We start from the raw sequence: 18,220 nt of genomic DNA on the forward strand, positions 1-18,220 counted from the left end.
TTGTAATATCAGGTCCGCGAAAGCGCCGCACTGTTCGTGGCGTGCCGCTCTCGCGCATAGCGCGACGAAATCACCGGCAAGGTCACGCCGAGAAAGAAAAACATCCCGGATACGGAGGTGAGCGTGTTGATGAAAATCATCATCGAGAAAATGGCGACGGCCACACCTACGCCGGAGATAGCGAGAAGATCGGTTGGATGCGATCGGCTCGCGCGGTACGCGCGCCACAGCAACATGACCACGCCTGTCGCATACAGCAGCGTGCCTGGCCAACCCATCACGAAGGGCACTTCCATCAGGCCGCTGTCGAAGTCGGCTATTGCGGAGGCGGACTTGTCGTCGGACAGTTTGGTCCCTTGACCCGTCGCGCCGAGGCCTTGACCCGCGATATCGGTGAGCGCCGACGAAAGAAACGTCTTGTAGAACTCCGCGCGCGCCTGGTAGCTGTTGTCCTCGCCGATGTCCTGGATGGTGCTGAAGCGGCGCATTACGGGCTCGGCCACCTGATCGACCATCATTAGCGGCGCGGCCATCACGGCCAGGCCGAATACGCCGGCGAGCAAGCGCATCCGGCTCTTGCCGTCGAGCATGGCAAATGAATAGACGAGCGCGATTGCAAAGCCGCCCCATGTACTGCGCGCGCTGGTGAGCAGCAGCGCGGGAATGCCGACACAGCCGAGCACGATGCGCGCTTTGCCGCGCGCTGCGAGCGACATCAGCAGGATAGTCATGAGCGTGACCGCGAACGGGCCGCAAGAATTCATCGTGCTGCTGATGCGCATGCCGAACGGCACCGGCTGACCCTCGGATTCCATCTTCGAGGCAATCAGCCAGAAGGCGTCCCACGGCATCGGCGAGATGAATTCGAGCAATCCATAGAGACTCATCAGGAGTCCGCCGTAAATGAATGTCTTCAGCAGGACCCGGTGGTAGTCCGGATAATGGCGCCACGTCACGGTCATATAAAACGCGACCATCACTGGATAGAGCCAGTTGATCAGCGTAAAGGTTGCGGCGGCAGGACCGGCTTGCACAAACCCCACCACGTACGCGTACAGAAGCGCGATCACGATCAACAGAAGCGGTGCGGCCCGGCGCTGCCCGAACGCAGAGACGTGCTTGATGAGGGTGAATCCCATGAGTGCGACCGCCAGCAACGGTGCGACCATGATCGGGCTTTGCTGATTGAACGCTCCGCTCACGAAGTCCGCGAGACGCCTCACTTCCGGCGTGAGAAAGAAAAGCCAGCAGACGAAGCCGAGGTAGTGAGCCGGCGAGCGCCGGTACAGCAACAGCGCAACGCCAAAGGCACCGGCTGGAAAGAACAGCTCGACCACTTTGCCCTGATGCAGCAGGATGAGGCCCAGCGTCGCGCCGAACAGCAGCAACGGCCAACGCAGCGGGTGACGCAATGTGCGCGACGCGCGGCGAGTGCGAGCGGTTCTGGCCGCTCCTCGTTCGCTCCTCGTCGTTGCGCCTTGCCTGTCGTCAGCCGGCGTGCGCAGCGCGAGCCGCGCGCTCGACGGCGTGATCAGCAACCGCTCCATTACAGCATCTCGAACGTGTTGACGAGCGCAGCACGATCGCGCTCGCGCCGCCGCAACACAGCGAGCGGCTGCGAGGCGCGCATGTGCCGCGTGAGGCCGATGAAAGGCACGCCATGTTCGAGGTATGGACCTTCCGTCTTGCGAAAGCCGAATTGCTCGTAGAACTCGCGCAAGCCGAGCGGCGCGCTCACACGCGCGGCGTGTCCCGGCCAACGCTCGGCAATGGCCTGCAATACGCGCTCCACCAGCATTTCGGCGGTACCGTCGCCGCGCCGCAGCGGGCTCGTCAATACCTTGTCGATCGTGATCTCGGGGTCTTCAGCGTCGCCGGGCCGCACGCGAGCGTAGGCGAGAATCGGCATGGGCCGCCCCATGTCCTCCACGGCGAACACATGCAGCGATTCCTCGTCGCGGCCATCGGCATCGAGGTAGACATGCGATTGTTCGACGACGAACACCGCGCTGCGCGCCCGCAGAATCAGGTACAGCTCGCGTGCCGAAAGCTGCTCGAACTCCAGCGTTTTCCAGTTCATCACGTTCCCCAGCGGATTCTTTTATGTTTAACGGACCGGCGCCGCACGCCGCCCGCCTGGGCCACGTTCGACACGCCGGCCCGTCTGATGGCTACACGTTAAGGCCGCGATACATGCGTTTCCGTGCGGCATCGCACTGACGCTGCGGGTTGGCGATTCTTAAATACGAGGCACCGGATCGCGCCTCACGTCGCGAATAAAAAAATCGGCCGCATGCATTCGTCTACGTCGGCGAACGCGAAGAGACCGCTGCACAACTGAGGGGTACACCACCATGAAAACCGCATTGCGACGCATCCTTTCCGAATCCGCTCGCCTCGACGTATCGCCGGAGAGCCTCGCGGACGATGCCGATCTCTATGCCGCAGGCCTCTCCTCCCTCGCGACCGTGCACCTGATGCTCGCAATCGAGGATGAATTCGACGTCGAGATTCCAGACCGCATGCTCACGCGCCGGCTGTTCTCGAGCATCGATTCGATGGCCGCCGCCGTTACCGAACTGCAACAGGCGAAAGCAGCATGAACACCCCACTGCTGGATCCGGCTGCTTCGGCGGCTGCGACCACGCCTGCGGCTCTGACGGCGATCGAGCCCGAACCCGCATGGCGCGCTGCGGCGCAACGCTGTGCGGCGGTAGCCGCGCAGTTCGCCGACGCCGTCGACAGCGAAGCCCGGTTTCCTGCCGAAGCGTTCGCGGCACTCAAACGCGAGCGCCTGCTCTCGGCGATGGTGCCGGCGGCATACGGCGGCGAGGGCCTCTCGCTTGCGGACGTCGGCGCGATTTGCGAAACGCTTGCCCAGGGTTGTGCGTCCACCGCGATGATCTATGCGATGCATCAGATCCAGGTCGCATGTATCGACGAGCACGGCGGCGAGTCGCCATGGCACCGGCAGTTGCTCGCGCAACTTTGCGAGCAACAATGGCTTTTTGCATCGGCCACGTCTGAGGAAACGATCGGCGGCAATATGCGCACGAGCGCCTGCTCGGTCGAGGCCGACGGCGAGCGCTTTTCCATCGAAAAACTCGCCCCGACGATTTCATATGGCGCGCATGCCGACGCCATTCTGGTCACCGCGCGCCGCACGGCCGAGTCGGCTGCCTCGGACCAGGTGCTGATCGTCGCGTTACGCGGACAAACGCTGCTTGAAAAACGCGGCGCCTGGGATTCGATGGGCATGCGCGGCACCTGCAGCGAAGGCTTCAGGCTGGTCGCCAGCGGTCTTGCCGCGCAGATCCTGCCGACGCCCTTCGCCGAGATCGCCGACCAGACCATGCTGCCGGTCTCGCACACGCTGTGGGCATCGGTATGGACGGGTGTGGCCGCCGACGCAGTGAATCGCGCGAAGGCCTTCTACAGGGCCCAGGCTCGCTCCAAGCCGGGCGCGAATTCGCTGGCCGGCGTGCGCCTCGCGCATGCTGTCGGGTTGCTGCAGATGATGCAGGCGCGTCTTTCCGTAGCGCTCGACGCGGCGCGTGCGGCGCACGCCGCACGCCTTCACGAATCGCAAGCCGATGCGCCGCTCGCGGCGATGCTTGGCTTTGCGTCGGACATGAACACGCTGAAGACCAGCATTTCGACGATTGCACTGGACGTCGTACACGAAGTAATGATGATCTGCGGGATGGCCGGATACAAGAACGGCACGCCGTACAGCGTGGGACGCCATTTGCGCGATCTCTACTCCGCGCCGCTCATGATCAATAACGACCGCATCGCGCAGAACACCGCGAGCCTGTTGCTCGCGCAGCGCCCTGCCGCGCCGGGGAAAGCCTGATGAATACGATGACCGAAACCGCCGCTCTCGCTACCGCCACGAATGGCGACGAACATATTGCGCCCACCTTTCGCGACGAGTTGCTGGCCGCGGGCCTGTTGATCGATACCGGTGAAGATGGACTGTATGGCCGCAGCCAGATTTTCGAGGATGTCGTCGATCGCCTGAACGTGGCTATCACGCACCTTGGAGCCGATCAGGATGCCGAAGTATTGCGCTTTCCACCCGCCATGCGCCGGACAGACTTCGAGGACAGCGAATATCTGAAGAATTTCCCCGACCTCGCCGGCACCATCCACTCGTTTTGCGGCAACGACATGGGCCACCGGCGCCTGTTGCAGGCGCTCGATCATGCAATGAGCGCGAGCGACGACGATCGCAGCGACGAATGGATGGCGCAACAAAAGCCCACGCGCGTGGTGCTCACGCCGGCCGCCTGTTATCCGATCTATCCGGTACTGGCGCGGCGCGGCCCGCTGCCTGCGGGCGGACGCACCGTCGACGTGCTCTCGTATTGCTTCCGTCACGAGCCTTCTCTCGATCCCGGCCGCATGCAGATGTTCCGTCAGCGCGAATATGTGCGGCTCGGCAACGCGCACGAGGTAATGGCGTTCCGCCAGATGTGGATTGAACGCGGCTCGCTGCTCGTCTCCCTGTTGCAATTGCCTGTCGAAGTGGACCTCGCCAACGACCCGTTTTTCGGACGCGGCGGGAAGATCGTCGCCGATAGTCAGCGTGCCCAGGCGCTCAAGTTCGAACTGCTGATTCCTGTGGCGAACCCGGACAGCAAAACCGCGTGTCTGTCGTTCAACTATCACATGGACCACTTCGGCAAGATCTGGAAGATCGCCTGCGAAGACGGCACGCTCGCGCATACGGGTTGCGTCGGCTTCGGCATGGAGCGCATCACGCTCGCGCTGTTCCGTCATCACGGGCTGGACGTGAAAGCGTGGCCCGACGACGTGCGCGCTTTGCTATGGGGCGACACCGCAACACGCGTCGCGCACGGCATGGCACAGATGCACGCGTTGGCTGCGGCACCGGGCACCGGAGACGGCGCATGAGTCCATCGCACAGGCGTTTGCCGGGAAACGCATTCTCTACATCTCAGTTGTCTCGGCAACGCGCATCGGCTGCCAACGCTGCGCATGTTTCGTCGCAAGCAGCCGCACTCCACGCGCAAGCAGCGCGTGCGCGCCAGCACGAGCCGCATGCATGGCATCAGGGCGAGCGCGTCTGGCAGGAAACCAACTGCTATGTGGATTTGTGGATCGAATTGCTGCACGGCTTCGGTCTCGATCCGCGCGCGGCGTTTGGCTTCACGGTCACGCAGGACTTCGAAGGCGATCAGTTCACGTTCTTCAAGTTCCCTCTTGAAGACCTGGAGCGGCTCTACGGCACCCAGGTCCAGGAACTCGCGATCTACGACTCGCTCGAAGCACGCGTGCTCGCGCAGACTCTGCGCGGCCACACCGTGCTCGTAGAAGTAGACGGCTTTTATCTGCCGAACACGCGCGCCACGTCGTATCGTCGTGAGCATCCGAAAACTACGGTGGGTATCGACTTCATCGACCCGGACGCGCGCCGTCTCGGCTATTTTCACAACACCGGCTATCACATGCTGGATGGCGAGGACTACGACGGCGTATTCCGCAAGCTGCCGCAATTCGCACAGCAGCCCGACCTGCTGTTTCCCTACGTCGAATTCGCGAAGCAGGCGCGGCCCGCGCTGGAAGGCACGGCGCTCGCGGAAGCGTCGGCGGAACTGTTGTGCGCGCATCTAAGCCGGCGGCCTTTGACGAATCCAATCTCCGAATGGCGTGCCGCATTCCCGGGCCACCTCGATACGCTGATGGCGCGCGGCGAGGCGTTCTTTCACCCGTACTCGTTCAATCTGATGCGGCAGCTCGGTGCGAACTTCGAGTTTCTCTCGAAGTACCTACTGTGGCTCTCCGAGCAAGGCTTTGAGATTCCCGCGACGATTCCCGCCGCCGCGCAGCGTATCGCGTCGGAGTCGATGGTCATGCAGTTCCGGCTCGTCCGAGCGATCGCGCGCGGACGCCGTGACGCGTGCGGCGACTGCTTCGACGTGCTCGAAAGCGCCTACGAACAGACACTGCCGCCGCTCGCCGCTCTCGTGTCGTGACGCATGTGCCCCGAGCCCCGGGGACTCATCAGGAACCCGCCGTGGATGCACTGACGACCGACCCGGTGCCCGAAGCCGATGACATAGGCGGCTCGCCCGCCGTCGCGCCCGACGACATCTGGCCGCAGCGACTCGACACCGGCTGGCAATGCGTCAGTACACCGGCCGGCGCATGCGCGTCACCGTGCGAGCTGCCCGACAACGGCTGGCTCGCAGCGCAAGTTCCGGGCACGGTGGCGAGCGCGCGGCGAGCCGCGGGTCTCTTCGACGTGGCGCATCCCGAACCCCTCGCCTTCGACGATCACTGGTATCGCGTGACGCTGAACGGCACGGGCAAACGGCGCTTGCGTCTGCATGGACTCGCAACCATCGCGGAAGTCTGGCTCGACGGCATCAGACGCCTCGAATCCGATTCGATGTTCGTCGCACACGAGCTCGACGTCGAACTCAACGGCAGCGCGACACTCGACATATGCTTTCGCTCTTTAGCGCCAGCGTTGGCGGCAAAACGCTCGCGTGCAAGATGGCGGCCGCGGCTCGTCTCGCCACCCACGCTACGCAACGTCCGCACGACGCTGCTCGGCCACATGCCGGGCTGGTGCCCTTCTGTACACGCGGTGGGGCCGTGGCGGCCGGTCGAGATGCTGAGCGATGCACGGAACGCGGTCGACCGCTTCGAAGTCTCGAGCCGGATCGACGGCGACGACGGTTTTGTTTCGCTAACGCTACGTTTCGTTCATCCGCACGATCGCGCGGCGTGCCGCGCTTCGCTCAGCTGCGGCGGCCATGTCTCGTCGTTGCAATGGCGCGACGCCTTCACACTGACCGGCAGCGTGCGGGTGCCGTGCGTCGAACGCTGGTGGCCCCACACGCACGGGGCGCCCACTTTATATCCGCTTCTATTGCATCTCGATGACAGCGAGGTCATTCCGCTGCCGCTCGGCTCGATCGGCTTTCGCGAGATCGTCGTGGACCGCGGCGCTGACAGTACGGGCTTTGCGCTGCATATCAACGGCGTGCCGGTGTTCTGCCGCGGCGCGTGCTGGACGAGCGCCGACCTTGTGACGCTCGCCGGCAGCGAAGCGCAACTCCGGCACGCCTTCGAACTAGCCCGCGACGCAGGCATGAATATGCTGCGCGTGGGCGGCACGATGGTCTACGAGTCCGACCTCTTCTATACACTCGCCGACGAATATGGCGTGCTCGTCTGGCAGGACTTCGCATTGGCGAATTTTGACTACCCGAACGATGCGGCTTTCCGTGCGTCGGTCGAATGCGAAGCCTCGCAGTTTCTTGCCCGCACGCGCCGCTTTGCGTCGCTCGCGGTGTTGTGCGGCGGCAGCGAGGCCGATCAGCAGGCCGCGATGTTCGGGCTGCCGCCTTCGATGCGCGTGCAACCAGTGTTCGACGAGCTATTGCCCGCTATCGCCGCTCGCGAGCGGCCTGACGTGCCCTATGTGAGCAACTCGCCGTCAACAGGCGTGTGGCCGTTTTGCACTAATGAGGGCATTGCTCACTACTATGGCGTGGGCGCGTACCAGCGGCCTCTCGACGATGCGCGCCGCTCACAGGTACGGTTTGCTGCCGAATGTCTGGCTTTTGCCAACGTGCCAGACGACGCCACCTTGAATGGAGCGCTCGGTACGATCCATCCACACGATCCGCGCTGGAAAGCCGCAGTGCCGCGCGATCCCGGCGCAGGATGGGACTTCGACGACGTCCGGGACCACTATCTTCATACGCTTTATGGCGTCGAGCCGGCGCGTCTGAGATACGAAGACCCTCAGCGCTATGTGGACGCGTCGCGGGCAGTGGTGGCCGAATTGATGGCCGAGGTGTTCACCGAATGGCGCAGGAACGGATCGGACTGCGGCGGCGGACTCGTCTGGCAGCTTCAGGACTTGCGGCCGGGCGCGGGCTGGGGGTTAATCGACGCCACGGGACGCCCTAAAAGCGCTTTACACGGCCTCGCTCACACGCTGCAACCGATACAGGTGCTGCTCACCGACGAAGGCCTCAACGGCCTCGATATCCACCTGATCAATGAGCGCGCGCAAACGTTGTCAGCGCAACTCGAACTCGTCTGTCTGCGCGACGGCCGCGTGAAAGTTGCGCAGGCGAGCCGCGCGGTGCAACTCGCGCCGCGTTCCACCGCGCGTATCTCGGCCGCCGCGTGTCTCGGTCAGTTCTTTGATCTGACGCATGCCTACCGCTTCGGCCCGCGCGCACACGACGTGACGATCGCGACGTTGCGTGACGCGGCGAGCGGGAAGATTCTGTCCGAAGCGTTTCATTTACCCGAGCGGCGCATTGGCGAGCGTCACGAACTCGGCTTGACCGTCGGAATCGAGCGCGCGGGCTACGGCTGGCAGTTGGTGATAGAAGCGCAGCGCTTCGCGCGCTTCGTTCATATCAATGACGCGAAGTACCGCGCCGCGCACGACTGGTTTCATCTTGCACCGAACCGTCCTTGCATCGTGCCGCTCATTCCGCTCGCGCCGAACGCATCGCAAAGCGCAGTGGTTGCGCGCGCATCGAAAGTCGCCTTTAAAGCGGATGCAACAAATGCGGCACCCGCCGGTGAAGTGCTCGCACTGAATGCGGCGAGCCCCACCTTCTACGGGTAAACGTATCTTCTACCGCTCATCCCTTCGCAAGCCGCGTAAAACCTCGCGCTGCGCGAATGCATTTGTCTGCTGCGGCCCATCACTGTCGTTTTTTTTGCGACTCCTTAAACCACAAATGACGAACCGTACGCCAGCGAACGCAAAGCGTTGAACACATCTGAATCAATTCCGGCACATCGCGGACATCGCGTGAAGCGGTGCCTGGAAAGGCCCGGTTCACCCCGGCGAGTGCTGCGCGATACCCCTGCGAGTGGGCGCGAATCCAATTGGATCAAGCACTTGGCTCATATTAAAACAGCGCTCACGACGCCGGCTGCGAGGCTGACCGATGTACAGAATTGAAACAAAAAGCCGCATCTGGGTGGGCCAACCCACACTGACGTCCTCGCTGCGTCGCACCAGTCAGGCATTTCCCTATGGTTGGCACAATCCTCGCTAATAGGAGAACGCGACACCGCGACGCCGCAGGGGAGCAACGAAAACGGCGTCGCGCATCAGGCAAATACGGGGCCGGTTCCATTCATCCTCCGCTGCGCGCAATGCAGCAGGACTTATAAAAGGATGCAGGAATCGGATCAAAAACAGGAAGACGCGAACACGCGCGCCTTCACGCGAGGACCGATCATGTTGACACTTCAATCAGATCTGCATGGAAACCATTTGCTCGGCGCATTGCCGTCACACGAATGGCAAGCACTTGCTCCGCACCTCGAACTGGTTCATCTACGCACTGAGCAACTGCTCTGCGATTCGGGCCAACGTATTCACCATGTGTACTTCCCCACTACCGCAATCATTTCGATGCTGTCGACGATGGAAGACGGCAGCTCGGTGGAAATCGCCGCGGTCGGTCGCGAAGGCATGACGGGTGTGCCGGTGCTCACGGGCGGCGAGACCATGCCGAATCGCGTGCAGGTTCAGTGCGCCGGTTTCGCGTACCGGATGAGCGCTCAAGCTCTGAAGCAGCAATTCGCACGCTCCGATTTCCTGCGCCGGCTGATGTTGCTCTACATGCACGCTCTTCTTACGCAAGTCGCGCAAACGGCAGCCTGCAACCGTCATCATGCATTGAACAAACAACTGTGCAGGTGGCTTCTCATCGAAGTGGACCGCGTCGCGTCGAACGATCTGACGGTCACGCAGCAGTTGATCGCCGACATGCTTGGCGTGCGCCGCGAGGGCATCACCGAAGCGGCCGGCAAGCTGCATGACGAAGGCCTGATCCATCATAGCCGCGGGCATATCAAGGTGCTCGACCGCAAGGGGCTCGAAGCGCGTGCGTGCGAATGCTACGGACTCGTCAAGCGCGAGTTCGACCGCCTTCTGCCGCGCCTGCGCCAGGCTGAGACTGTCGAATAAAACACCGCACCGTTCGACTACCTCGCAGAGTCAATAATGTTCAGGAATACTGCGCGATGCCTCGACGCAATCTTCGTGATCGCGGGAGGCCTGCTCGCCCATTGGATGCGGTTTTCGACGCTCGCCGCATTGCCGGATACGGAACGCCTGCTGATCGCGTTCAACTGCGTACTGGTGCTGCTGATGTTTCCCGGCTTCGGCGTGTACGAAACGTGGCGCGGCAAGCCTCTGATGTCGATGCTCGCAAGAGTCGCGGCTGCATGGCTCGCCGTCGTCGCCGGTGCGTTGTTGCTTGCGTTCACGCTGCATCGCATGGATGAGGTGTCGCGTTTGTGGCTCGCTTATTCGACGCTGATTTCGGGCGTGCTGATCATCGCGACCAAATGCGGGGTACACGTGGCGTTGCGCAGTGTACGGCGCCGCGGCATGAATTTCCGCACGGTTGCAATCGTCGCCGCCCCCGGGTTTGCGCGCACGTTGCTCGCCCATCTGGAGCACGCGCCTCAAGCGGGCTTCAGGCCGGTCTGCGTATTCGATAGCAGCATTCACACCAGCATTCATGCGGGCACCGAAGCGTCCGGCGCTTACGGCGCGCGTTTGAACCGCCTTCCGGTATTGACCGACCTGAACGCATTTGCCGCAAAAGTGCGGGACGAGAACGTGAACGAAGTGTGGCTCGCATTACCCCTATCAGAAGAACGCATGATCTATCGTTTCCAACGCATGTTCAGGAACGACTTCGTGAATCTGCGCTTTATTCCCGATGTACGCAGCCTCTCGCTATTCAACCACTCGCTCGTCGACGTAGTGGGCTTGCCCACGCTGAACCTCGGAGCGCCGCCGTTTTCGCCGCCGCAGATGTGGCCGAAGCTGATTTTCGACCGCCTCTTCGCGGCGGCCGCGCTGATCGCGCTTGCGCCGGTTTTCCTGGTGCTTGCCGTCGGCATCAAGCTCACTTCTCGAGGACCGGTGTTCTTCCGCCAGACCCGTAAGGGCGCCGACGGCGAGACGTTCTCGATCTACAAGTTCCGTTCGATGACCGTGCATCAGGAGGCGCATGGCGAGCTCACCCAGGCCTCTCGCAACGACGCGCGAGTGACGAAGCTCGGCGGCTTCATGCGCCGCACGAGCCTCGACGAGCTGCCGCAGTTCCTGAACGTGCTGCTCGGCCAGATGTCGGTGGTCGGCCCGCGTCCGCACGCAATCGAGCACGACGATCTCTACAAGGATCAGGTGTACGGCTACATGCACCGCTACCGTATCAAACCCGGCATCACGGGTTGGGCGCAGGTGAACGGCTATCGCGGCGCAACACGCAAAGTGGAAAAGATGGAAGCGCGCGTGAAGTTCGACCTCTTCTATATCCACAACTGGTCGTTCTGGTTCGACATGAAGATCGTCTTCATCACGATCTTCAAGGGCTTTGTCGGCCGCAACGCATTCTGATCATGCCGCTACGTGAACCGCTCGTGAAAGTCTCAGTGATCGTCCCGACGTATCGACGCACCGCCGATCTGGCGCGGTGCCTCGCGGCGCTCGACGCACAGGAGCGCCGCCCTGACGAGGTGATCGTCATCGCTCGTCACGACGACCATGCGACGCTCGACTGGCTTCGCACGCGCGAGGCCAACCGGCCCGATCCGCGCCGCTACGTCGTGCTCGTGCATAAGCCAGGTGTAGTGGCCGCCTACAACCTCGGCATCGAAAGCGCATGTGGCGACGTGCTGTGCTTTACCGACGACGACGCCGCTCCGCATTCCGACTGGGTCGCGCGAATCGCCCGCGCATTCCAGAGCGATCCGGGCCTGGGCGGCTTGGGCGGGCGCGACATCGTGCATGAACGCAACGGCATTCTGCAGGGGCAGAAGCCGTGTGTGGGCATCGTGCGATGGTATGGCCGCACGATCGGCAATCATCACATCGGCCACGGCCAGGCGCGCGAAGTTCACATGCTCAAAGGCGTGAACATGGCGTTTCGCCGTGAGGCGATCGGCACACTGCGCTTCGACGCGCGCCTGCGGGGTAGCGGCGCGCAGGTTCATTGCGAAATGGGCTTCAGCCTCGACGTGCGGCGGCGCGGCTGGAAGCTCGTCTACGACCCGGCGCTGCTCGTCGAACATTTTCCCGCTCAGCGCGGCGACGAAGATCAGCGCTTCACATTCAACGACGCGGCTTTCTACAACGCGTCGTTCAATCTCCGACTCATCATGTGCGAACACCTGACGCCGCCTGGCCGATGGGCATTCGTCGCTTATTCGACGCTAATCGGCGATCGCGCGGACCCGGGGTTCCTGCGCGCATTGTCGCTGGCATTCGAGCGCGGCGGACTGGCGCTTGCGCTTCGCAAATGGCGAGTGGGTTTACGCGCAATGCGCGGGGCATGGCAGGAAGCGGTGCGCTAACCATCGACGTACCGGCTACACGCGAAGGGACCATAAAATGACTATCAAAACAATTGCCGCGACGCTCGCGGCTGCATCTCTATGCGCCTGTTCACTGGCGCCCGGACCATACCTCGACACCAAACGGCTGGAACCGCCGGCACCGCCCGAGCAGACCGCCGAAAAGTTTCCGGTGCACGCAATCGACGTCGGTTATTTCCGCGAGCAACGCGCGGCCACCGTTCCCGCCGTGTGCCCGTTGACGTGCCTTACGCCGCAAACGCGCGGCCTTTACGAGTATCGGCTGGGGATAGGCGACCAGCTGACCATCATCGTCTGGGATCACCCTGAACTGACGGGCGGCATGGGCCTCGCAACCGCCACGCCGCCGTTGCCCGGAGGCAGCGGCGCCGCGCCCTCGCCCGGCCCTACGCAGACACAAGGCGCGACGCCCATCGCGCCCACCACGATGAGCAGCGGCGAAGGCGGTCTCACGGTGCGCGTCGCCAATAACGGCACGATCTTCTTTCCGCGCGTGGGCCGCATGAAGGTGCAAGGCATGACTGCGCAACAGGTTCAGGAAGCGCTGACGAAAGGTCTCGCGCGCACGATTCGCGACCCGCAACTCGACGTGCGGGTGTCGGGCTTCAACAGTCAGTCGGTGCAGGTGACCGGCAACCTGCGCACGCCTGCGTCCGAAGCAATCACCGATGCGCCGCTCACCGTGCTCGACGCGATCAACCGTGCGGGAGGCGCGCTGCCCGACGCTGATCTGCAGAACGTCGGCGTCACGCGCGACGGCAAACGCCATACGGTCGACGTAGCGGCGCTACTCGAAACAGGCGACCCGCAGCAGAACGTATTGCTGAAGGACGGCGACATCATCGACGTGCCGGATCGCTCGAACAGCCGCGTATTCGTGCTCGGCGAAGTCAACAAGCCGACTTCGCTGCCGATGAACCGCGGCCGTCTCACGCTCGCCGACGCACTCACCGGCGCAGGCAGTCTCGATGTGAAGACCGGCGATCCGCGCTACGTCTATGTGGTGCGTGGCGCCGACAAAACGCTGACGCCGGACGTCTATCAACTCGATATGACGCAAGTGGACGCGTTGATGCTAATGACCAAGTTCGATCTGCAACCGAAGGATGTGGTGTACGTGCAAGTGTCGAATGCCGCGCGCTTTAATCGCGCACTCGAACAGATCACGCCGACTCTCCAGTCGCTGTTCTACACCGTCCAGTTGTCCAGATAAATTGCTTGCAACGGAGTATCGACATGAGTACGTATGACATGCTGGACCACGGCCCGGCGCCGGGCGGCGACGAAGACGCGGTGATGCGCGATCTGCTGCGCACGGTTACGGAGCAGATCTGGTGGGTAGTCGGCATTGCAGGCAGCGTGATCCTCGCCGCGGTCGTCTATACGAAGATCGCCACGCCGGTCTATTCCGCCGACGCGCTGCTTCAGGTCGACGCGCAGAGCAGCGGCAACAACGCGCAAAATCAGAAGCTGCTTTCGTTGACCCCGAGCGTGGGCCCGATGCGCACGGAGGCCGAGATCGAAATCATCAAGAGCCGCGCGGTGGTCGAGCCGGTAGTCGAGCAATTCAAGCTGAACTTCAGCACATCGGCGAACACGGTGCCGGTGCTGGGCAAGATTGCTTCATTGTTTGCGAGCCCGGGGCACCCGTTCGCCGCACCGTTCGGATTGACCGAATATGCCTGGGGCGGAGAGCAGTTCGAGGTTGCCTCGATCGTCGTGCCGAAGGCGCTCGAAGGCGCGCAACTGACGCTGCACGCGCTCGACAGGGGCCGATACGCACTGACCGATGCGCGCGGTGCAACGCTATTGACGGGCGTGGCCGGCGTGCAGGCACAGGGCCACGACATCACGCTGCTGGTGAAAAGACTGGTGGCGCGTCCCGGCACCGAGTTTTACATCACGCGATTCAATCAGCTGGACGCAGTGTCGGGGCTGTCCACTTCGTTGCAGGTCACCGAGAAAGGCCGCGACACGGGCGTCGTGCAATTGTCGTATTCGGGTACGGATGCCCATGCGATCACCGCGATCACGAACGCGGTAGCCGCCTCGTATCTGAAGCAGCGCACCGAACGCGCACAGGAAGAAGCGAGCCACATGCTCGACTTTCTCAACAGCGAACTGCCACGGCTGCGCGACGAGGTAAAGAAGACGGAAACCGCGCTATCGGAGTATCAGTCGAAAGTCGGTTCGTTCCAGCCGACTCAGGAAGCGGGCGTGTATCTCGCCGGTGGCCTCGACTACGAAAAGCAGATCGCGGCGCTGCGTATTCAGCGCGCGCAATTGCTGCAGCGTTTCACACCTGAAAGCCCGGAAGTGCTGCAAGTAGACTCGCAATTGGCCGCAATGGCCCGCGAGAAAGCACGATTCGAAGACCACTTCACGACGCTGCCGAGTTCCGAGCGTAACGCGCTCGCATTGCAACGCGATGCCAAAGTCGCCGAAGAGATTTACGTCGCGCTGCTCAACAAGATTCAGGAGTTGTCGATCTCACGAGCCGGCACGATCGGCAATGTTCACATCGTCGACGAAGCGTTGCTGCCGTCGAAGCCCGTGCGGCCGAAGTCGGCACTGGTGATTTCGGCGGGCACGCTGCTCGGCGTGATCGGCGGCATTCTGTTCGCGTACTGCAGGCGCAAGTTTTTTACCGGTGTGGCCGATCCGGAATTTGTCGAACGCCGCTTCCAGTTGCCGATTTTCGGCGCGATCACATTCAGTCCGGAACAGGCGCGCAGTGACCGGCTGTTGAGCGCGACGCGCGGAGCCGCTCTTGCCGCGCCTCGTTCGCGGCCGACCGAAGTGGAAGATGCTACTGCGTCCCCGAGCGGCATCGCGGGACTGTTGTCGTCCCGCTCGCGCGCGAATGCAGCGGCAGACGAAGCGCGCACCGAGCCAATCGGCACACAGACCGTGATCGCGTCGGGCAGGACGCCGGTGCGCCCGCTACTCGTCAAGACGCATCCGTACGACACGACTGTCGAAGGCTTGCGCGGCTTGCGCGCCACGCTGCAGTTCGGCCTGCTCGATGCGCCGAACCGCATCATCGCGATTACGAGTCCGGCGCCGTCCGACGGCAAGAGCTTCCTGAGCGCAAACCTCGCGGCGCTGATCGCCGAATCCGGCAAGCGCGTGCTGCTGATCGACGCCGATTTGCGGCGCGGTCGTCTCGCACAATATCTCGGCCGCTCCCCTGAAGGCGGGCTCACCGAGTTGCTGACAGGCCAGGTGGACCTTGAAACGGCGGCACGCGCGACGGGCGTCGCGGGTCTTCACTTCATCGCGGCGGGCACTTATCCGCCGAATCCGTCGGAGATTCTCACCTCGTCGCGGTTCAGTGAAATCCTTGCGCGTTTCGAACAGCAGTTCGACCTGATCATCGTCGATACGCCGCCGCTGCTTGCGGTCGCCGACGCCGCGGTGGTCGCGAACCTCGCGGGCTCGACGGTACTCGTCATGCGCGCCGGCGCGCACACCGAGGGCCATCTCGCAGAAGCGTTGAAGAAGCTGCGCCGTGCACGCGCGCGCGTGGTCGGTGGCGTGATGAACGCCGTACCGCTGAAGAGTCACCATAAAAATGGTACGTACGACTATGCTTATGCATACACGTACGCGACTGCCCATTCTGACGACACCGGCAAGACGGGCTGATTCACGCTGCAAGCGATAAACGGTAAGCGATCAAGGGCCGCGCTCCACGGAGACGCGGCCCTTTTTTCTATTACTGCGTCGACGCGCGATGATGCAATGGTGAGGGTGCTGGAGCGATAGCAGACAGGGCGCCGACAGCGGAAAACCGCCGGCGCAGAACGAGTGAGACGTCTTGAGTGAAACCAGCCGCACAGGCGGACCGCGGACGATCGGCGCCGCCCGGCTACGGCCTTATAGAAATGCGCTGACGTCCGTCTGGAAACGCTGGGCAAGCGCTTTAGCGACCTTCTTGCTGATCGAACGGCGGCCCGCCAGGATATCGCTCACCACTGTCGGCGACGCGATGCCCATCAGATCCTTCTGCTTGAGGCCGTGGGTCTCCAGCAGGTGCCGCAATACCTCGCGCGGCTCGCCTTTCGGAAGCGTCGTATTCTGCGCTTTCCAGGCGCGGACGAGCTCCGAAACGATTGCATGAAGATCGGCAAGCGGATCGTCCTCCTTGCCGTTCAGATGGGCGGCAAGCGCGCTGGCGAGCTCGACCATCGTCTGGTAATCATGCTCGTTGCGAATGGGAGTAATGGGCACGTGAGCCTGCAGCGCGGCCCAGCTTTGAGCAATGTCGGGAAAGGATCCCGGAAGGCGATCGGCATTCATGAGTGTAGGTTCATCCTCGTCCAAAGGTCGTGCTCGCATGCGTCACCACGTGACGAACGAATAACGACTGCCTGTTGTAATAAATCGCCGCGACAATCCGTGCCGGCTGTCGCCGCGTCGAAGACCGTGTATCGAGGCGGCCATGACCCACGCTGGCGCCTCCCCCCGGATAGCCGCTCGGGTGGCATCGCCCGGCGACTTGTTCGATGATGCTGCCCTGCTGAAACAGGTTTGAATCGCCGAGCAAGGAAGCTCGCGAAAGCCTCGGCTCATCGTCCCCAACTGCTCCGCGACGCCGGCTGTGCAGGCCAGCCAACCTCGTCGGTGATGAGATCGGCGCCAGTTCTCTCCACTACCGCCGCCTCACTGCGCAAGCCCGCCGCGGCGATCGTGCGCGTCACCTCGGCCATGAACGCGCGGCGAAACACAGCCGACGAGAACCGCTCCGCGTTCGCACGGCAAGCGGCTGGCGTGATCTGCTCGCGCTGCCGCTCGAAACGGTCGATGGCATCGAGCATCGACACGACAGTCTGTCGTCCGAAATAAACGCCTGTAGGATGCACTTCACCGACAGGCACAACTGTTTCGAGCGCTCCGCCCTTGCCGAACGCAATGACCGGCGTGCCGCAGGCCTGTGCTTCGAGCGGAACGATGCCGAAGTCCTCTTCGGCAGCGAAGACAAACGCCTTCGCGCGCTGCAAATAGTCCTTGAGCACGCCGGCCGGCTGATAGCCGAGTATCGTCACATTCGGCCCGGCCTTGGCGCGAATCGCAGCCATTTCGGGTCCGTCGCCGATCACGACCAACTGGCGGTGCGGCGTTGCGCTGAACGTCTCGACAATCAGGTCGATGCGCTTGTACGACACCATTCGCGAGGCCGTCAGATAAAAGTCTTCCTTGTGTGTGCACAGTTCGAACTGCTGCACGTCGACGGGAGGCGGAATGACGGCCGCGTCACGTCGGTAGGTTTTCATCATGCGGCGCGCGACGAATTGCGAATTGGCGATAAGACGGTCCACGCTATTCGCCGAGTGCGAATCCCAGCCACGCAGGTAATGCAGCAGCAGGCGCGCGAGCCAGGACCTGGGTCCGTGTGTCAATCCCGCTTCGCGCAGATACTGATGCTGCAAATCCCACGCGTAACGCATCGGCGAATGCACGTAACTCACATGCGTCTGATCGGGTCCGACGAGCACACCCTTCGCAACCGCATAGGAACTCGTGATAATGAGGTCGTAGCCCGAGAGGTCGAATTGCTCGACCGCGAGCGGCATCAACGGCAAGTAAGCGCGGTAGCGGCGCCGCGCGAGCGGCAGGCCTTGAATGAATGAGGTCGTGACCGGTTTGCCGCGCAACGGCCGGCGGTCTTCGAGGAAGTCGACGAGACTGAAAAGATCCGCGTCGGGAAAGCATTCGATGATCTGCTCGAGTACTTTCTCCGCGCCGCCGGGTGCGACGAGCCAGTCGTGCACGATCGCAACTCTCATGATCTCCTTATCCTCAGTCA

At 62.7% G+C, this 18,220-nt stretch carries 14 protein-coding genes; 10 read left to right on the forward strand and 4 right to left on the reverse strand.

Going from position 1 to position 18,220, the window contains the following annotated elements; genetic code table 11:
* Positions 1 to 8 precede the first annotated feature (8 nt).
* Positions 9 to 1,547: an O-antigen ligase family protein gene (locus BCA01S_RS00350; protein ID WP_027775231.1), complete on the reverse strand. Its 1,539-nt coding sequence runs from the start codon at positions 1,545 to 1,547 to the stop codon at positions 9 to 11.
* A complete protein-coding gene (locus tag BCA01S_RS00355) occupies positions 1,547 to 2,080 on the reverse strand; it encodes a GNAT family N-acetyltransferase (RefSeq protein WP_020065748.1) in 534 nt (177 codons plus the stop codon). The genes BCA01S_RS00350 and BCA01S_RS00355 overlap by 1 nt, the downstream gene beginning before the upstream one ends.
* 274 nt (positions 2,081 to 2,354) lie before the next feature.
* On the opposite strand from BCA01S_RS00355, the gene BCA01S_RS00360 reads away from it, so the two are divergent.
* The 10 genes from BCA01S_RS00360 (at position 2,355) to BCA01S_RS00405 (ending at position 16,059) form a co-directional block, all read left to right on the forward strand.
* Positions 2,355 to 2,603, forward strand: coding sequence for an acyl carrier protein (locus tag BCA01S_RS00360; RefSeq protein ID WP_020065747.1), 249 nt, complete (start codon positions 2,355 to 2,357; stop codon positions 2,601 to 2,603).
* Positions 2,600 to 3,856, forward strand: a complete 1,257-nt coding sequence (locus BCA01S_RS00365) for an acyl-CoA dehydrogenase family protein (protein ID WP_027775232.1) — start codon at positions 2,600 to 2,602, stop codon at positions 3,854 to 3,856. Before BCA01S_RS00360 ends, BCA01S_RS00365 begins: the two co-directional genes overlap by 4 nt.
* The gene (locus BCA01S_RS00370) at positions 3,856 to 4,920 is read left to right on the forward strand and encodes an amino acid--[acyl-carrier-protein] ligase (protein WP_027775233.1); all 1,065 of its coding nucleotides are present in this window, start codon (positions 3,856 to 3,858) and stop codon (positions 4,918 to 4,920) included. Before BCA01S_RS00365 ends, BCA01S_RS00370 begins: the two co-directional genes overlap by 1 nt.
* Entirely contained in the window at positions 4,917 to 6,002 is a 1,086-nt protein-coding gene (locus BCA01S_RS00375; protein ID WP_027775234.1) for a DUF1839 family protein, read from the forward strand. Before BCA01S_RS00370 ends, BCA01S_RS00375 begins: the two co-directional genes overlap by 4 nt.
* Before the next feature lie 41 nt (positions 6,003 to 6,043).
* Positions 6,044 to 8,629: a glycosyl hydrolase 2 galactose-binding domain-containing protein gene (locus BCA01S_RS00380; RefSeq protein ID WP_027775235.1), complete on the forward strand. Its 2,586-nt coding sequence runs from the start codon at positions 6,044 to 6,046 to the stop codon at positions 8,627 to 8,629.
* A gap of 624 nt (positions 8,630 to 9,253) precedes the next feature.
* The gene (locus BCA01S_RS00385) at positions 9,254 to 9,988 is read left to right on the forward strand and encodes a Crp/Fnr family transcriptional regulator (RefSeq protein WP_006048767.1); all 735 of its coding nucleotides are present in this window, start codon (positions 9,254 to 9,256) and stop codon (positions 9,986 to 9,988) included.
* A gap of 36 nt (positions 9,989 to 10,024) precedes the next feature.
* A complete protein-coding gene (locus BCA01S_RS00390; protein WP_027775236.1) occupies positions 10,025 to 11,434 on the forward strand; it encodes an undecaprenyl-phosphate glucose phosphotransferase in 1,410 nt (469 codons plus the stop codon).
* Between the two features lie 2 nt (positions 11,435 to 11,436).
* Entirely contained in the window at positions 11,437 to 12,390 is a 954-nt protein-coding gene (locus tag BCA01S_RS00395) for a glycosyltransferase family 2 protein (protein WP_027775237.1), read from the forward strand.
* Positions 12,391 to 12,427: 37 nt separating this feature from the next.
* Positions 12,428 to 13,624, forward strand: a complete 1,197-nt coding sequence (locus BCA01S_RS00400) for a polysaccharide biosynthesis/export family protein (protein WP_027775238.1) — start codon at positions 12,428 to 12,430, stop codon at positions 13,622 to 13,624.
* A gap of 23 nt (positions 13,625 to 13,647) precedes the next feature.
* On the forward strand, positions 13,648 to 16,059 hold the full coding sequence (locus BCA01S_RS00405; RefSeq protein WP_027775239.1) for a polysaccharide biosynthesis tyrosine autokinase: 2,412 nt from the start codon (positions 13,648 to 13,650) through the stop codon (positions 16,057 to 16,059).
* A 231-nt stretch (positions 16,060 to 16,290) separates the two neighbouring features.
* Here BCA01S_RS00405 and BCA01S_RS00410 read toward each other — a convergent pair whose 3' ends face one another.
* Together BCA01S_RS00410 and BCA01S_RS00420 are read right to left on the reverse strand one after the other, a co-directional pair.
* A complete protein-coding gene (locus BCA01S_RS00410; RefSeq protein WP_020065737.1) occupies positions 16,291 to 16,713 on the reverse strand; it encodes a helix-turn-helix domain-containing protein in 423 nt (140 codons plus the stop codon).
* A 269-nt stretch (positions 16,714 to 16,982) separates the two neighbouring features.
* Positions 16,983 to 18,200, reverse strand: a complete 1,218-nt coding sequence (locus tag BCA01S_RS00420; RefSeq protein WP_027775240.1) for a glycosyltransferase family 4 protein — start codon at positions 18,198 to 18,200, stop codon at positions 16,983 to 16,985.
* Positions 18,201 to 18,220 lie beyond the last annotated feature (20 nt).

This window comes from Paraburkholderia caledonica NBRC 102488, assembly GCF_000685095.1.
GTDB classification, from domain to species: domain Bacteria; phylum Pseudomonadota; class Gammaproteobacteria; order Burkholderiales; family Burkholderiaceae; genus Paraburkholderia; species Paraburkholderia caledonica.

What these genes read in the sequence shown, in the direction of transcription:
- BCA01S_RS00350 (WP_027775231.1), bottom strand. Translation starts at nt 1,547, where the DNA reads ATGGAGCGGTTGCTGATCACGCCGTCGAGCGCGCGGCTCGCGCTGCGC.
- BCA01S_RS00355 (WP_020065748.1), bottom strand. Translation starts at nt 2,080, where the DNA reads ATGAACTGGAAAACGCTGGAGTTCGAGCAGCTTTCGGCACGCGAGCTG.
- BCA01S_RS00360 (WP_020065747.1), top strand. Translation starts at nt 2,355, where the DNA reads ATGAAAACCGCATTGCGACGCATCCTTTCCGAATCCGCTCGCCTCGAC.
- BCA01S_RS00365 (WP_027775232.1), top strand. Translation starts at nt 2,600, where the DNA reads ATGAACACCCCACTGCTGGATCCGGCTGCTTCGGCGGCTGCGACCACG.
- BCA01S_RS00370 (WP_027775233.1), top strand. Translation starts at nt 3,856, where the DNA reads ATGAATACGATGACCGAAACCGCCGCTCTCGCTACCGCCACGAATGGC.
- BCA01S_RS00375 (WP_027775234.1), top strand. Translation starts at nt 4,917, where the DNA reads ATGAGTCCATCGCACAGGCGTTTGCCGGGAAACGCATTCTCTACATCT.
- BCA01S_RS00385 (WP_006048767.1), top strand. Translation starts at nt 9,254, where the DNA reads ATGTTGACACTTCAATCAGATCTGCATGGAAACCATTTGCTCGGCGCA.
- BCA01S_RS00390 (WP_027775236.1), top strand. Translation starts at nt 10,025, where the DNA reads ATGTTCAGGAATACTGCGCGATGCCTCGACGCAATCTTCGTGATCGCG.
- BCA01S_RS00395 (WP_027775237.1), top strand. Translation starts at nt 11,437, where the DNA reads ATGCCGCTACGTGAACCGCTCGTGAAAGTCTCAGTGATCGTCCCGACG.
- BCA01S_RS00400 (WP_027775238.1), top strand. Translation starts at nt 12,428, where the DNA reads ATGACTATCAAAACAATTGCCGCGACGCTCGCGGCTGCATCTCTATGC.
- BCA01S_RS00405 (WP_027775239.1), top strand. Translation starts at nt 13,648, where the DNA reads ATGAGTACGTATGACATGCTGGACCACGGCCCGGCGCCGGGCGGCGAC.
- BCA01S_RS00410 (WP_020065737.1), bottom strand. Translation starts at nt 16,713, where the DNA reads ATGAATGCCGATCGCCTTCCGGGATCCTTTCCCGACATTGCTCAAAGC.
- BCA01S_RS00420 (WP_027775240.1), bottom strand. Translation starts at nt 18,200, where the DNA reads ATGAGAGTTGCGATCGTGCACGACTGGCTCGTCGCACCCGGCGGCGCG.